Consider the following 15017-nt stretch of genomic DNA (forward strand, 5'->3'; position numbering starts at 1 on the left):
GACATCATCGCCGCACCCCCCGGCTCTCTGCCAAGGTGATGCCACCGCAGCGCCGACATCCGCCGGTCAGAAGGCACTTGCGGGCAACTTTGCCGTGCAATGCAGCAGGGGGGACGGAATTCACCCGGGGAGTCCGGTGCGCCCGGTATCGCGCAGTACCCGCAGGCCCCTGCCGGCGCGCGCGGGGTGGCCGAGACGGGCGGCAGGTGGTCGGCGGTCGTCGACCACCCCGGGGCCGGGGGCGCAGGTGACGCGGGCGCGGAGATCGCCGGTGCGTTCGGCGCCGCCGTCACCCGGACGGTCGTGCGGGCGTACGACATCCGTCAGGCCGTACGAGAGATGCGAAAAGGGGCTCCACCGGGCGGCGGCCCGGTGGGGCCCTTTTCGCGCGTTCGGCGTTTTCCGTCGCTGCGCGGGGCCGAGAATGAGCGCATGAGTCAGCGGGGCGCGGACGACTGGTGGCAGAAGCTGTACGGGGACCCGGAGACGGAACCGGTCCCGGACCCGGATGCCGATCCGGATCCGGGGGACACCCTGGAGAGCCGGTTCCACTCGGCGTCCTCGGTGACGGCCCTCCCGGGGCCGGTCCCGTCCCCACGCCCGCCGGCGGAACCCGCGCAGCCCCCGCCTGCGCCCCCGCACGCCGTGCTGCCGGGGCCGCGCCCTGAGCCCGCCCCGGAACCACCGCCGCCACGGGACCCCCGGGAGCCCGGTACGACCGGGTACGGCCTCGGCAGCGTGACCGTGCCACCGGCCCTCCCCGAGGCCGCTCCCGACCTCCCGCCCGACACCACCCCGCCGGGCGCCAGCACGTGGCCCGAGCCCTGGGCGGCCGCGCCCGCGGGTACCTGGCCGCCGGCCGGGGAGCGGACGGGACCCCGTAGCGAGGACTTGGCCGTCTCCGCCCCCGGCGGCGCCACTGCGCCCGGCGGGGAGGCGGGTCCCGGAGCCGCCGTTCCCGGAACCGGCCCGGGCACGTGGCCGGACCCCGGTGGCGCCACTCCGCCCGGGGCGGGGGCGGGTCCCGGAGCCGCCGTTCCCGGAACGGGCCCCGGCACGTGGCCCGACCCCGGTGGCGGCCCCTGGGCCGCTGCGCCCGGCGGGACCTGGCCGTCGGGCGTGGCGGGGGATGTCCCGGCCGAGGCCCGCCCCGAGGCTGCCGCCGCGTCCGGGGAGCCCACGGGACCCCGTGCCGAGGACTTGGCCGTCTCCGCCCCCGGCGGCGCCACCGCGCCCGGGGCGGGGGCGGGTCCCGGAGCCGCCGTTCCCGTAACCGGCCCGGGCACGTGGCCCGACCCCGGCGGCGGCCCCTGGGCCGCTGCGCCCGGCGGGACCCTGCCCGTGGCCGGGGAGGTCCCGGCCGAGGCCGGCCCCGAGAGTGCTGCCGCGTCCCGGGCGGGGACGGGGCCCGCGTCCGGTGCGGGAGCCGCGTCCGGGGTGGAGACCGGGCCGGTGGCCGGGGAGCGGCCCGTCGTGGGGTATCTCGGGGACCGGGCGCCGACCTATGCCGCCGAGCCGGGGGCCCTGCCCGTGGCCGATCCCGGAGCCCTCGACGAGCTCGTGCCCGACACCGTCCTGGAGGGGGCCCGGCACGGGGCGTACACCCTGCGGGCGACCTCCGTGCGCGGGGACTCCGCCCGCTTCCGCGGCGAGACCCGCCGGGACTTCCTGCTGACCACCCGCTTCGGCACCGGCGACGACGCCCTCGTCCTCGTCGCCCTCGCCGGCGGCGACCGCTCCGCCCCCGGCGCCGCCGAAGCCGCCGCCGAGCTGTGCCGATGGATCGCTTCGGCCGTCGGCCGGAGCAGGGAGCGGCTGGCCGACGACATCCGCGCGGGCCGGCGTGACGCCCTGCGCTCGGGGCTGCAGCGGCTCACCGACCGGGGCTACGGGCGCCTGCGCGCGCACGCCGCCGAGCTGGGCCTGCCGGAGGACGCGTACACCGCCGGGCTGCGCGTCCTGCTGCTCCCCATCGATCCCGAGTGCAAGACCCGGATCTGCTTCGGCGCGGGCGCCGGCGGGCTGTTCCGGCTGCGGGCCGGTGCCTGGCAGGACCTGGAGCCCGAGCCGGAGCCGGAGCCGGCGGAATCCCCCGGCGACGGGTTCCGGTTCCGGGCCGCCGTGGCCCGCCCCCGGGACACCCTGCTGCTCTGCTCGGGCGGCCTGGCGGCCCCCATGCGGGAGGAGGCCCTGCTGCCGGCCGAGCTCGCCGCCCGCTGGGCCGACGCGGAGCCCCCCGGCCTCGCGGCCTTCCTCGCGGACACCCAGCTCCGCCTCAAGGGCTACGCCGACGACCGGACGGCCGCCGCCGTCTGGGAGGCGTGACCGCGCAGAGTGTGTATGGATGGACGGGCGTACCCGGCAGGCAACGAAAGGGCGCCTTTCCATGGGCAAGCAGAACGTGGCCGAGCAGTTCGTCGACATCCTCGTGCGCGCGGGCGTGCGCCGGATGTACGGAGTCGTCGGAGACAGCCTGAACCCGGTCGTCGACGCCATCCGAAGGACCGGCGACATCGAGTGGATCCAGGTGCGGCACGAGGAGACGGCCGCTTTCGCCGCCGGCGCGGAGGCCCAGATCACGGGCCGGCTCGCCGCCTGCGCGGGCTCCTGCGGTCCCGGCAACCTGCACCTGATCAACGGCCTCTACGACGCGCACCGCTCGATGGCCCCCGTCCTCGCCCTCGCCTCCCACATCCCGTCCGGCGAGATCGGCCTCGGCTACTTCCAGGAGACCCACCCGGACCGGCTGTTCACCGAGTGCAGCCACTACAGCGAGCTGATCTCCAACCCGCAGCAGATGCCCCGGGTGCTCCAGACCGCCATCCAGCACGCCATCGGCCGCAGCGGCGTCGGCGTGATCTCGCTTCCCGGCGACATCGCGTCCCTCCCGGCCCCGGAGAAGAGCATCCAGCACGCGCTCGTGACCGCGCGGCCGACCGTACGCCCCGGAGACGGGGAGATCGAGAAGCTGGTCCGGCTGATCGACGAGGCCGACAGGGTCACGCTGTTCTGCGGCAGCGGCACCGCCGGGGCGCACGCCGAGGTCATGGAGTTCGCGGGCCGCGTCAAGGCACCCGTCGGGCACGCCCTGCGCGGCAAGGAGTGGATCCAGTACGACAACCCGTACGACGTCGGCATGAGCGGCCTGCTCGGCTACGGAGCCGCCTACGAGGCCACCCACGAGTGCGATCTGCTGATCCTGCTCGGCACGGACTTCCCGTACAACGCCTTCCTGCCCGACGACGTGAAGATCGTCCAGGTGGACATCCGCCCCGAACACCTGGGCCGCCGATCCCAGTTGGACCTCGCCGTCTGGGGCGACGTGCGGGAGACCCTGCGCGCACTGAACACCCGGGTGAAGGCCAAGACGGACCGCCGCTTCCTGGACCGGATGCTCAAGAAGCACGCGGACGCCCTCGAAGGCGTGGTCAAGGCGTACACGCGGAAGGTGGAGAAGCACACCCCGATCCACCCGGAGTACGTGGCTTCCGTCCTCGACGAACTCGCCGACGAGGACGCCGTCTTCACCGTCGACACGGGCATGTGCAACGTATGGGCGGCACGCTATCTTTCCCCGAACGGCAAGCGGCGCATCATCGGCTCCTTCAGCCACGGTTCCATGGCCAATGCCCTCCCGCAGGCCATCGGCGCACAGTTCACGGACCGCGGCCGTCAAGTGGTGTCGATGTCGGGTGACGGTGGTTTCTCGATGCTGATGGGAGATTTCCTCACCCTGGTGCAGTACGACCTGCCCGTCAAAGTGGTCCTCTTCAACAACTCATCGCTCGGAATGGTCGAGTTGGAAATGCTGGTTTCCGGCCTTCCTTCGTACGGAACGACCAACCACAACCCGGATTTCGCGGCGATCGCCCGCGCGGCGGGCGCGTACGGCGTCCGGGTGGAGAAGCCCAAGCAGCTCACAGCGGCTCTGAGGGACGCCTTCCGGCACGAGGGGCCCGCTTTGGTGGACGTGGTGACCGACCCCAACGCCTTGTCGATTCCACCCAGGATCAGCGCCGAGATGGTGACCGGTTTCGCACTATCGGCCAGCAAGATCGTGCTGGACGGTGGGGTGGGCCGGATGATCCAGATGGCTCGATCCAACCTGCGCAACGTGCCCCGCCCGTAACCCGGCAGGAGTGCGGACTGCCCCGGCGGGCATGCATCCCGTAGACCAGTTCGAGATCCGTCGGGATACGGGGGAGGTACATCGCCGTGCGGGTGGGGGCGAAGACCGGGAAGCAGTGGAGGAGAGGGCGGCCCGTACCGCGTGAACCGTCCGTCGAGGACGGGGGAGCGATGGACACGGTGGAGATCACCCGGAGCGTGCGCCGGGCCGATCTCAAGGCGGTGGGCGAAGTCCGCCGCGCGTTACGGGAGTTGATGCATCATCGGTGTCCGGCCGACACCGCCGAGGTGGCGGAGCTGTTGATCACCGAGCTCGTCACGAACGCCCTCGTCCACACCGACCAGGGCGCCGAGGTGTCCGCGCGGCTCGCCGCGGACCGGCTGAGGGTGGAGGTCCGGGACCACGTCTCGCGCCGGCCCCGGCCGTACGTACCGACCGCCGACGACGGTACGCACGGCCGGGGGCTGATGCTGGTCCAGGCCCTCGCCGACGCCTGGGGCGTGGAGTCGCCGGTGCAGGCCGGCGGCAAGGTGGTGTGGTTCGAGCTGGCCGGGGCCCCGGGCGGCCTCGGCGGCCGGGCCTACGGGGCCGCGTACGAGACGGGGTACGAGACCGCGTACGACGGCACCTACGGGGGCGCGTACGACGGAGGGCCCGCCTGACGGGCGGGCCCTCCGGGGTGGCAGCCGTCAGCCGAACTGCTGTTCCAGGTCCTTGAGTTTGCGCTCCAGGGAGTCGAGGCGGGGGAGGGTCTGGGTATCGTCCTCGGCGGTGAGGTCCACCGTCCGGGGCCCGGTCGCCTCAGTCATCTCGGTTCCGTGCACGGCCTGCAGGGAGGGCCGGCGGCGCGGGGCGGGCAGTTGTCCCGTTTCCGCTATGGCCGGCTCCGCGCCGACCGGCGCGGAGCCCGACCCGGGGGCCAGCCCCGGCACGTCGACCTGGCGGGCGCGAGAGCGTCCGAACGCCCGGTTCTGCCGGCCCAGGGCCTTGATCCGGGCCCGGTCGAGCCTGTTCTGGTCGCGCCGGCGGTGGCGGTCCTGCTCCCGCTCGCGCTTGTCCTCGCGCACCTCCTCGACCGCTTCGTCGAGGGTGCGGACCCCCTCCAGCAGCATGAGCGACCAGGCGCCGAAGGTCTCGCGGGGGGCCCGCAGCCAGCGGACCATCCGGATCTGCGGCAACGGCCTCGGGATCAGGCCCTGTTCGCGCAGCGCCGCCCGACGGGTCTGCTTCAGGGCCCGGTCGAAGAGGACGGCCGCCGAGAGGGACATCCCGGAGAAGAACTGCGGGGCCCCGTCATGTCCGGCGCCGCGCGGCGCGTGCACCCAGTTGAACCAGGCGGCCGCGCCCGCGAACAGCCAGACCAGCATGCGGGAGCCGAGGGCCGCGTCGCCGTGGCTCGCCTCGCGGACGGCGAGCACCGAGCAGAACATGGCGGCGCCGTCGAGGCCGAACGGGACCAGGTACTCCCAGCCCCCGGAGAGGTTGAGGTTCTGCCGGCCGAAGCCGACCAGTCCGTGGAAGGAGAGCGCGGCGGCCACCGCCGCGCAGCAGAACAGCAGCACGTAGGAGGCGGTTCCGTAGACGGCTTCCTTGCGCCGCCGCCGCTCCTCGCTGCGCTCCCAGGTGTCCTCGGCCGCTGCCTTCTCGCCCTCCCGCTTGCCCCGCGCCAGCACCGCGACCGCCGCAAGCACGCCCAGGATCAGCAGGCTGCCGGGCAGCAGCCAGTCCAGCGATATGTCGGTCAGTCTCATGCGGATGTCCCTTGCCTCTGCCTCGCGTGTGCGGCCTTCGCGGGAGCCATGGTGGCGCAGGAGATCGGCTCGGCACGCGGGTTTCGGGGCAAGTGGACGCCATCGGGGGGCGGGGCCCGCCGAATAGGGTGTTGTAGCTCGAACTACCGCTCGTACGGCCAGAGTTGTGTTCGATTACGGTCAGTCGTACGAGTGGGTTCAGATGTCAGGCGGCAGCCGTGAGGCGGACGATGCGGTCCGCGTCGCAGGTGCGGGGGCACGTGGTGCAGGTGTCCTCCGGCCGGATCGTGTAGAAGAGGCAGCAGCTGGCCCGGTCCCGGGTGGCCAGCCGCTCGCCGCCCGGGCCGGAGAGGGTGCGGAACGCCGCGCCCGCGGTGTACGGGGCGGTCCTGCCGGGGAGCAGCGCGTCCAGCTCGGCCATGGCCCGGTGCTCCTCGTCCACGAGCTTGCCGAGGTGCCAGACGCCCGAGACGATCTCGTCGGTCACCATGCCCCACAGGGCGCGGCGCCCGCGCCGCATGCGCGGGCCGAAGCCCTCCAGCAGGGGTTCGAGGTGCCGGGCCACCGCAGCCCGCACCTCTGCGCGCAGCGCCTCCTCGTCGGGCACGACGCGGGCCCCGGGGAGGGCGGCCGCCGGGTCGTCCGGCAGGCAGGCGAAGGACTGGACGCGCACGCTCATGCGGCCCCCGGTCCGGTGGAACGCCACCTCCCCCGCGGGCAGGTCGGGCACCCGCCGCGCGAGGAACCAGGGAGCCGTGATCAGCAGGCAGGCGGGCCAGGCGTACCGGTGCAGCCCGAAGGTGGCCACGACGTCGGGGCGGGCCTGGCGGCCGTAGTCCCGCAGGACCTGGGCCTCGTCCCAGGCGAGGTAGCCGTCGAGCTCGGCCCCGCCGGCCGCGAGCTCGTCCGCGCCGATCCACCCCACACCGCGAGGGGCGCTCTCGTGCGCGGCGCGCTCGACGACCTGGAGGCTGCCGTACATCCCGGCCAGCCGTGCGTACGCGTCCGCCACCGGAGAGCCGGTCGGGAGCGGGGCGTGGGCAGGGCTGTCGGGCATGGCGGAACCACCGATCCACACAGTCGGAAGAAGAGAGGTAAGCCTTACCTTAACTGATCTCCAGTGGCCTGTACCAGCACCGTCGGGCCCTGTTCACCTATTCTCGGGAGAGCCCAGGTCGAGACCCCGAGGAGGACCGAGTGCACGAAGCGGCCCACGTCAGGGTGACGGCGCTGATCCCCACGCAGAAGGTGCTGCGCCATTCGGTGCGCGGCCAGGTGCTCGACGCGCTGCGCGCGGCGCTCGTCGACGGGGAGCTGGTGCCGGGGGAGATCTACTCCGGGCCCGCCCTGGGGGAGCGCTTCGGGGTCTCCGCGACGCCCGTGCGCGAGGCGATGCAGCAGCTGGCGCTGGAGGGGGCGGTGGAGTGCCTGCCGAACCGGGGCTTCCGGGTGCTCTCCCGTACGCCGCGCGCGGTGGCCGAGCTCGCTGAGGTACGGGCGCTGCTGGAGGTCCCGGTGATGCTGCGGCTGGCCCGCACGGTCCCGGCGGAGGCCTGGGCGGAGCTACGCCCGGTGGCGGCCGCCGCGGCCGAGGCCGCCGCGGCCGGTGACCTGCCGGCCTATGCGGATGCGGACCGGGCGTTCCACCGGGAGGTGCTCTCCCTGGGCGGCAACGAGCAGCTGGTCTCCGTGGCCGAGGACCTGCACCGCCGGTCGCAGTGGCCGCTGCCGGGCGTCCCGCGGACCCGCCGGGAGGCCCTCGTCGCGGACGCGGCGGAGCACTCGGCTCTGCTGGAGGCCCTGATCGCGGGCGACCTCCCGGCCCTGGAACCCCTGATCCGCGGCCACTTCACAACGCCCTGACGGGGCCCCTGACCGGCCCCCGCCGGACCCCACTGCCCCCTGCTGGGGGCTTGTGGCCGTGCCCGCCGGACCCCTGACCGGGCTCCGGCGGTCCTCTCCGGCCGGCCCGCTGGGCCCCCGGCCGGACCGGGCCGAGCCTCCGGCCGTGCCCTGCCGGGCTTGTGGCCGGGGGCAGGCGGGGGTGTCAGCCGGTCGGGGTCGGGTGGAGCTGGTCCGCCAGCCAGGTGGGGATGCCGCCCAGCAGGTGGAACAGACGGCGGGCCTCCGCGCGCAGCCGGGCCGCCTCCGGTTCCGGTTCGGCTTCGGCCAGGGCCGCCAGCGCCGGGGCCGTACCGATCAGGAAGCCCAGGTCCTCCCGGATGCGCAGGGACTCCGTGAAGCCCTTCCGGGCCTCCGCCACCTCCCCGTCCCGCAGCGCCAGCGCCGCCAGGTGCCGCCAGGTGAACGACAGCAGGAGCGTGTCCCCGTGCGCCAGGGCCCCCGCGTGGGCCCGGTGGTACGCGGGCCGCGCCGACTGGGGCGCGTCCGCGAGGTGTTCCGCGACCAGCCCCCGGCGGAAGTCCAGCAGCGGCCGCGTCCGGGACCCGGGGGACAGCAGCGCCGCCGCCCGGCCCAGCGCGGAACGGGCCTCGTCGGAGCGGTCGCGGACCCCGAGCACGGTCGCCGCGTACGCCAGCTGCCCGCGCTCGCAGGCCGCCGCGCCCCGCTCGTCGTCGTCCTGGGCGGCCGCCTCCGCGACCCGCAGCGCGTCCTCCGCCTCGGCCCAGCCCTGCCCGGTGAACAGGCATCGCTCGACGAGCAGCGCCGTCCGCTGCACGGCCGCGCCGGCGTCGGGCAGGTGCGGCGTCAGCAGGGCCGCCGCGTCAGTCCAACAGCCGCGCGAGCGCAGCCGCCATATCGCCCGCTGGAGGGGGTCGTCTCCCCCGGCAGTTCCGGCACCGGACATGGCGGTATCCGCCACATTGCCCTCCCCAAAGCAACCGAGCAGCACGTCGTCGAGCCCTTGGGCCGAAATGAGAGCACGGATCGACGGCCGCGGCCAAGGGGTCGGGTGAACTCTTTCACAAAGTCCGGACGCCGTGTCAGGCCGCCTCCACCGCCCCTGGCCGGATCTGCTCAGCTCATCCGCAGTGCGAGGAAGAAGTCGAGCTTGTCCTCCAGCCGCGAGAGGTCACGCCCCGTCAACTGCTCGATTCGCCCGACCCGGTACCTCAGCGTGTTGACGTGCAGGTGCAGCCGCGTCGCGCAGCGCGTCCACGAGCCGTCGCAGTCGAGGAACGCCTCCAGCGTCGGGATCAGCTCCGCGCGGTGACGGCGGTCGTAGTCCCGCAGCGGGTCCAGCAGGCGCGCCGTGAAGGCGCGGCGCACGTCGTCCGGGACGAACGGCAGCAGCAGGACGTGCGAGGCCAGCTCGTGGTGACCGGCCGCGCATACCCGGCCCGGGCGGGCCGCGGCGACCCGGCGGGCGTGCCGGGCCTCCTCCAGTGCCCCGCGCAGCCCCTCCGCGGAGTGCACGGCCGCGCTGACGCCCAGGGTGAGCCGGCCGTCGCCGTCGAGGCCGGCCTGCAGGGGCTCCCGTACGGCGGAGAGCAGCTCGTCGGCGTGCAGCGCGCTGTCCGGGCCGCCCTTCTCCTCGCCGGGCTCCCCGGGCAGCGCGGGCAGCGGTACGAGCGCGATGGCCTCGTCACCCGCATGGGCCACCGCGATCCGGTCCGAGGGCTCGGGCCCCGAGACGGACGGGTCGACGAGGATCTCCTCCAGCAGCGACTGGGCCACCGGGCCGCCGGGGATGTCCCCGCCGTCCCAGTCGACCCGCGCCACGACGACCTGCCAGTGCGGGGCGGTGCCCAGCCCGGGCAGCAGCACCGGGGCCGCGACCCGCAGGCGGGCGGCGATCTCGGCGGGCGCGGCACCCGTCTGGACGAGCTCCAGCACCTCCTGCGCCAGGCGGCGGCGCACCGTGCGGGCCGCGTCGCGGCGGTCCCGCTCGACGGCGATCAGCTGGGTCACGCCCTGGAGCAGGTCGAGCCGCTCGGCGGGCCAGTCGCCGGCGTCCGCCTCGACGGCCAGCAGCCAGTCCGAGAGCACGGTTTCCCGCACGTCACGGGCGCCTGGACCGCCCGGGCCGCGGCCCGCTCCCCTGATCGGGAACAGGGAGTACGTAATACCCTGGATGGAGATCCGGTGCGGGCCCCTGCGCCCGGTGCGGACCGCCGCCAGATGCTCTCCGGCCAGCACCGCGCAGACGCCTGGTGCCAGGGGTTCTCCCGCGCCGGCGATCTGCCGGCCCGTGGGGGAGAGCACCCAGGCGCGCAGATCGAGGTCCGTGGTGAGCAGATCCAGCACCACATCGGGTCCACCGCCCGCGGGGCCCGAGGTCATCAGGCGGCGGTGGCGGTCCACGACGGCCGCCAGGTCCCCCGCACGCTCGCCCGAGACCTGCCGCACCACGTACTCGGTGATCGTGGCGAATGCAACGTCCTCGTTCACGGCGAACAGCGGCAGCCGGTTGCGCCGACAGGCTGAAACGAGATCGTCGGGGATGTCCCCCAGCTCCGCCTCGCCGGCCGCGAGGCCGGCGACGCCCGCGCTCGCGAGGATTCGTACGAACGGCTCGGAGTCGGCCGAATTTCTTCGCCACGCCAGGCCGGTGAGGACGAGTTCGCCCCCGGTGAGGTATCGGCTTGGATCCCTCAGGTCGGTCGTCATGACGCCGCGGACCGTCCGGTCGAGTTCGTCCTCGCCGCCCAGCAGCCGCAGCCCCAGCGCCTCGGTTTCCAGCAGTGCGCGCAGCCGCATGGTGTCGCCGCCGATCTGTCTCGAATGTTGCCGTTGGAAATCGGGCAGGTCGTTGCATCCTGCCTTTCATACGAATCTACAAGACGAGGGAGGCCGCCAGCCAACTCCTTCATGGTTTCGGTGACTGCACCCAAAGGACGCACGGCTTGTGTACTGACTCCACACCGCGTTAACAGCACGTGAACGACCAGTCGAGGGCCCCAGGGCCTCCTGGCTTGAAGTGAACGACACGATGAAGAAGAAGAGAGCCGCACATGGACTTCCTTCGCCCCGCCAGCTGGGAGGAGGCACTCGCCGCTAAGGCCGAGTACCCCACAGCTGTGCCGATTGCGGGTGGCACCGACATCATGGTCGAGATCAACTTCGACCACCGCCGTCCGGAGTACCTCCTCGACCTCAACCGCATCGGTCTGCTGCGGGAGTGGGAGGTAGGCGAGGAGGTCACCAAGCTCGGCGCCTCCGTCCCGTACACCCAGATCATGGAGAACCTGCGCGGCACGCTGCCGGGTCTCGCGCTCGCCTCGCACACGGTCGCGTCCCCGCAGATCCGCAACCGCGGCGGTGTCGGCGGCAACCTCGGTTGCGCCTCGCCCGCCGGTGACTCCCACCCCGCCCTCCTCGCCGCCGGCGCCGAGGTCGAGGTCGAGTCCGTACGCGGCTCGCGCCTGATCCCGATCGACGAGTTCTACACCGGCGTCAAGCGCAACGCGCTGGCCGCCGACGAGCTCATCAAGACGGTCCACATCAAGAACGCCACGGGCCCGCAGCAGTACTCCAAGGTCGGTACGCGCAACGCGATGGTCATCGCCGTCTGCGCCTTCGGCCTCGCGCTGCACCCCGAGACCCGCACGGTGCGTACGGGCATCGGTTCGGCCGCCCCGACCCCGATCCGGGCGAAGGCCGCCGAGGAGTTCCTGAACGCCGCGCTCGAAGAGGGCGGTTTCTGGGAGTCCCGCAAGGTCATCACCCCGTCGATCGCCAAGCAGTTCGGTGAGCTCGCCACGGGCGCGGCCAACCCGATCGACGACGTTCGCGGCACGGCGAAGTACCGCCGTCACGCGGTCGGCATCATGGCTCGCCGCCAGCTCGTCTGGACGTGGGAGCAGTACCGCGGCACCAACGGCCGCTCGCTTGAAGGGGCTGCGTAACCATGCGCGTCAATTTCACTGTCAACGGTCGTCAGCAGGAAGCCGACGACGTGTGGGAGGGCGAGTCCCTCCTGTACGTGCTGCGTGAGCGCCTGGGCCTGCCCGGCTCCAAGAACGCGTGCGAGCAGGGCGAGTGCGGTTCCTGCACCGTCCGCCTCGACGGCGTGCCGGTCTGTTCCTGTCTGGTCGCGGCCGGCCAGGTCGAGGGCCGCGACGTCGTGACCGTCGAGGGTCTGGCCGACTTCGCCAAGCAGCGCGAGGCGCACGGCCACGGCGGTGCCTGCGGCACCGGCGGCGGCTGCGGCGGCAACGGGGTGTCCACCGACGAGGCCAAGCAGTGGTCCGCCAAGGGCACCGACTCCCAGACCGGTGAGGGCGTGGAGCTCTCCAACATCCAGCAGGCGTTCATCGACGCCGGCGCCGTCCAGTGCGGCTTCTGCACCCCGGGTCTGCTGGTCCAGGCGGACGCCCTCCTGGAGCACAACGCCGACCCGTCCGACCAGGACATCCGTGAGGCCCTGTCCGGCAACCTCTGCCGCTGCACGGGCTACGAGAAGATCCTCGACGCGGTCCGCCTCGCGGCCGCCCGTCAGGGAGAGGCTGTCTGATCATGGCCAACACCCGCACCGCGCCCTCCGGTACGCCGACGAACGTCACCCAGAAGCACACCAAGGGTGGTATCGGCGAGTCCACGCTCCGCCCGGACGGCACCCTCAAGGTCACCGGTGAGTTCGCGTACTCCTCCGACATGTGGCACGAGGACATGCTGTGGGGCCAGACCCTGCGCAGCACCGTCGCCCACGCCGAGATCGCGTCCATCGACATCTCCGAGGCCCTGGCCATGCCGGGCGTCTACTCGGTCCTGACGTACGACGACCTGCCGGCCGAGATGAAGAACTACGGCCTGGAGATCCAGGACACCCCGGTCCTCGCCAACGGCCGCGTACGCCACCACGGTGAGCCGGTCGCCCTCGTGGCCGCCGACCACCCGGAGACCGCCCGTCGCGCGGCCGCCAAAATCAAGATCGACTACCGGGAGCTGCCGCTCGTCACGGACGAGGCCTCGGCCCTGGCCGCGGACGCGCCGCTGATCCACGAGGGCCGCGACGACCACCACTCCGGTCACGTCCCGCACCCGAACATCGTGCACCGCCAGCCGATCATCCGCGGCAACGTGGAGGAGGCCCGCAAGCGCGCCGACGTCATCGTCGAGGGCGAGTACACCTTCGGCATGCAGGACCAGGCCTTCCTCGGCCCGGAGTCCGGCCTCGCCGTGCCCTCCGAGGACGGCGGCGTCGACCTCTACGTCGCCACCCAGTGGCTGCACTCGGACCTGAAGCAGATCGCCCCCGTCCTCGGCCTGCCCGAGGAGAAGGTCCGCATGACGCTCTCGGGCGTCGGCGGTGCCTTCGGCGGCCGCGAGGACATCTCGATGCAGATCCACGCCTGCCTCCTGGCCCTGGCCACGAACAAGCCGGTCAAGATCGTCTACAACCGGTTCGAGTCCTTCTTCGGCCACGTGCACCGCCACCCGGCGAAGCTGTACTACGAGCACGGCGCCACCAAGGACGGCAAGCTCACGCACATGAAGTGCAAGATCGTCCTGGACGGCGGCGCGTACGCGTCGGCCTCCCCGGCGGTCGTGGGCAACGCCTCCTCCCTCTCCGTCGGCCCGTACGTCATCGACGACGTCGACATCGAGGCGATCGCGCTCTACACGAACAACCCGCCCTGTGGCGCGATGCGCGGCTTCGGCGCCGTCCAGGCCTGCTTCGCGTACGAGGCCCAGATGGACAAGCTGGCGGCGAAGCTGGGCATGGACCCGGTCGAGTTCCGCCAGCTGAACGCCATGGAGATGGGCACGATCATGCCCACCGGCCAGGTCGTGGACTCCCCGGCGCCGGTCGCCGAGCTGCTGCGCCGGGTCAAGGCCCGCCCGCTGCCGCCGGAGCGCCAGTGGGAGACCGCGGGCGAGGGCGCGGACGTCCGCGCGCTGCCGGGCGGCCTCTCGAACACCACGCACGGCGAGGGCGTCGTCCGCGGCGTCGGCTACGCGGTCGGCATCAAGAACGTCGGCTTCTCCGAGGGCTTCGACGACTACTCCACCGCCCGCGTCCGCCTGGAGGTCATCAACGGCGAGCCCGTCGCGATGGTCCACACGGCCATGGCGGAGGTCGGCCAGGGCGGCGTCACCGTCCACGCGCAGATCGCCCGCACCGAGCTGGGCGTCACGCAGGTGACCATCCACCCGGCCGACACGCAGGTCGGCTCCGCCGGTTCGACGTCCGCCTCGCGGCAGACGTACATGACCGGCGGCGCGGTGAAGAACACCTGTGAGCACGTCCGCGAGGCGCTGCTGGAGATGGGCCGCCGCAAGAACGGCTCCTACCACCCGGCCTGGGCGCACGCCGAGCTCCTCCTGGAGGGCGGCAAGGTCGTCACCGACGCCGGTGAGGTCCTCGCGGACATCGCCGACATCCTCGAGGACGAGGCCATCGACCTGGAGCTGGAGTTCCGCCACCGGCCGACCGTCGCGTTCGACCTGGTCACCGGCCAGGGCGACGGCCACGTCCAGTACACCTTCGCCGCGCACCGCGCGGTCGTCGAGGTGGACACCGAGCTCGGCCTGGTCAAGGTCGTCGAGCTGGCGACCGCCCAGGACGTCGGCAAGGCCCTGAACATGCTCTCCGTGGTCGGCCAGATCCAGGGTGGTACCACCCAGGGTCTCGGCGTGGCGGTCATGGAGGAGATCATCGTGGACCCGAAGACCGCGAAGGTGCGCAACCCCTCCTTCACGGACTACCTGATCCCCACCATCCTGGACACCCCGACCATCCCGGTCGACGTCCTGGAGCTCGCCGACCCGAACGCGCCGTACGGCCTGCGCGGTCTGGGCGAGGCCCCGACCCTCTCGTCCACACCCGCCGTCCTCGCGGCGATCCGGGCGGCGACCGGTCTGGAGCTCAACAAGACGCCGATCCGTCCGGAAGCCCTCACCGGCACCCTCTAGGACGGCGTGGTCCGGGGGCCGCGAGGCCCCCGGACCCCCACAGACTCTCCGGGCGGTGTGACACCGGGAACGTCACACTTCCAGCCGCACCGCCCGGAGCCAGAAGTCCGGAGTACGGAGAGCCGCACCGCTCGCGGTCCGTTCCACCGGTATCACCCCCACCGCAACACCCGTCGGCCCCGGCACCCCGGAGCCGCCACCAGTACCGCAGAACCCCCGCAGTACCCGCAGTACACGCAGTGCACCTCAGCGTCGCCTCGGGCCGTCACCCCGGGTCGTGCAGCCAAACGGAGTTTCCCAAATCCCGCGTCTCCAAT

Annotated in this window: 10 protein-coding genes and 1 pseudogene; 7 read left to right on the forward strand and 4 right to left on the reverse strand. The window is 73.0% G+C overall.

Translation table 11 applies throughout. The features are described 5' to 3' along the window. Nucleotides 1-432: 432 nt before the first annotated feature. From ACIPK4_RS31760 to ACIPK4_RS31770, 3 genes and pseudogenes are all read left to right on the forward strand, one after another. Nucleotides 433-2325 carry a protein phosphatase 2C domain-containing protein gene (locus tag ACIPK4_RS31760; RefSeq protein WP_402319093.1) on the forward strand — a complete coding sequence of 631 codons (1893 nt, stop codon included), beginning with the start codon at nucleotides 433-435 and terminating at the stop codon, nucleotides 2323-2325. Between the two features lie 61 nt (nucleotides 2326-2386). Next, nucleotides 2387-4129 (forward strand): pyruvate dehydrogenase, encoded by a 1743-nt coding sequence (locus tag ACIPK4_RS31765; protein WP_402319096.1) that lies wholly within the window; start codon nucleotides 2387-2389, stop codon nucleotides 4127-4129. Between the two features lie 170 nt (nucleotides 4130-4299). Then, nucleotides 4300-4683 (forward strand): annotated as a pseudogene (locus ACIPK4_RS31770) (ATP-binding protein); the annotation flags it as partial. Nucleotides 4684-4818: 135 nt separating this feature from the next. Here ACIPK4_RS31770 and ACIPK4_RS31775 read toward each other — a convergent pair. Beyond that, nucleotides 4819-5880 (reverse strand): DUF2637 domain-containing protein, encoded by a 1062-nt coding sequence (locus tag ACIPK4_RS31775; RefSeq protein ID WP_402319098.1) that lies wholly within the window; start codon nucleotides 5878-5880, stop codon nucleotides 4819-4821. 205 nt (nucleotides 5881-6085) lie between these two features. Next, nucleotides 6086-6937 carry a (2Fe-2S)-binding protein gene (locus tag ACIPK4_RS31780; RefSeq protein ID WP_402319100.1) on the reverse strand — a complete coding sequence of 284 codons (852 nt, stop codon included), beginning with the start codon at nucleotides 6935-6937 and terminating at the stop codon, nucleotides 6086-6088. 140 nt (nucleotides 6938-7077) lie between these two features. On the opposite strand from ACIPK4_RS31780, the gene ACIPK4_RS31785 reads away from it, so the two are divergent. Further along, nucleotides 7078-7743: a GntR family transcriptional regulator gene (locus tag ACIPK4_RS31785; protein WP_054226387.1), complete on the forward strand. Its 666-nt coding sequence runs from the start codon at nucleotides 7078-7080 to the stop codon at nucleotides 7741-7743. 184 nt (nucleotides 7744-7927) lie between these two features. Here ACIPK4_RS31785 and ACIPK4_RS31790 read toward each other — a convergent pair whose 3' ends face one another. Beyond that, complete coding sequence (locus ACIPK4_RS31790) at nucleotides 7928-8689, reverse strand: hypothetical protein (RefSeq protein WP_376202645.1); 762 nt, start codon at nucleotides 8687-8689, stop codon at nucleotides 7928-7930. A gap of 170 nt (nucleotides 8690-8859) precedes the next feature. Continuing rightward, nucleotides 8860-10542 (reverse strand): PucR family transcriptional regulator, encoded by a 1683-nt coding sequence (locus ACIPK4_RS31795; RefSeq protein WP_402319104.1) that lies wholly within the window; start codon nucleotides 10540-10542, stop codon nucleotides 8860-8862. A 254-nt stretch (nucleotides 10543-10796) separates the two neighbouring features. Here ACIPK4_RS31795 and ACIPK4_RS31800 point away from each other — a divergent pair, with 254 nt between their 5' ends. From ACIPK4_RS31800 to pucD, 3 genes are read left to right on the forward strand one after another with little or no spacing between them, the layout of a single operon-like run. Then, nucleotides 10797-11690 carry an FAD binding domain-containing protein gene (locus ACIPK4_RS31800; protein ID WP_376202640.1) on the forward strand — a complete coding sequence of 298 codons (894 nt, stop codon included), beginning with the start codon at nucleotides 10797-10799 and terminating at the stop codon, nucleotides 11688-11690. Nucleotides 11691-11692: 2 nt separating this feature from the next. Next, complete coding sequence (locus tag ACIPK4_RS31805) at nucleotides 11693-12298, forward strand: (2Fe-2S)-binding protein (protein ID WP_402319107.1); 606 nt, start codon at nucleotides 11693-11695, stop codon at nucleotides 12296-12298. A 2-nt stretch (nucleotides 12299-12300) separates the two neighbouring features. Further along, the gene (gene pucD / locus ACIPK4_RS31810) at nucleotides 12301-14700 is read left to right on the forward strand and encodes a xanthine dehydrogenase subunit D (protein ID WP_402319110.1); all 2400 of its coding nucleotides are present in this window, start codon (nucleotides 12301-12303) and stop codon (nucleotides 14698-14700) included. Nucleotides 14701-15017: the final 317 nt, after the last annotated feature.

It is taken from the genome of Streptomyces sp. NPDC086989 (assembly GCF_044745505.1).
Taxonomy (GTDB): domain Bacteria; phylum Actinomycetota; class Actinomycetes; order Streptomycetales; family Streptomycetaceae; genus Streptomyces.

Excerpts from the sequence above, each read along its gene's own strand:
- ACIPK4_RS31775 (WP_402319098.1), bottom strand. The coding sequence starts at position 5,880 with ATGAGACTGACCGACATATCGCTGGACTGGCTGCTGCCCGGCAGCCTG.
- ACIPK4_RS31800 (WP_376202640.1), top strand. The coding sequence starts at position 10,797 with ATGGACTTCCTTCGCCCCGCCAGCTGGGAGGAGGCACTCGCCGCTAAG.
- ACIPK4_RS31760 (WP_402319093.1), top strand. The coding sequence starts at position 433 with ATGAGTCAGCGGGGCGCGGACGACTGGTGGCAGAAGCTGTACGGGGAC.
- ACIPK4_RS31790 (WP_376202645.1), bottom strand. The coding sequence starts at position 8,689 with ATGTCCGGTGCCGGAACTGCCGGGGGAGACGACCCCCTCCAGCGGGCG.
- ACIPK4_RS31795 (WP_402319104.1), bottom strand. The coding sequence starts at position 10,542 with ATGCGGCTGCGCGCACTGCTGGAAACCGAGGCGCTGGGGCTGCGGCTG.
- ACIPK4_RS31765 (WP_402319096.1), top strand. The coding sequence starts at position 2,387 with ATGGGCAAGCAGAACGTGGCCGAGCAGTTCGTCGACATCCTCGTGCGC.
- ACIPK4_RS31780 (WP_402319100.1), bottom strand. The coding sequence starts at position 6,937 with ATGCCCGACAGCCCTGCCCACGCCCCGCTCCCGACCGGCTCTCCGGTG.
- ACIPK4_RS31805 (WP_402319107.1), top strand. The coding sequence starts at position 11,693 with ATGCGCGTCAATTTCACTGTCAACGGTCGTCAGCAGGAAGCCGACGAC.
- pucD (WP_402319110.1), top strand. The coding sequence starts at position 12,301 with ATGGCCAACACCCGCACCGCGCCCTCCGGTACGCCGACGAACGTCACC.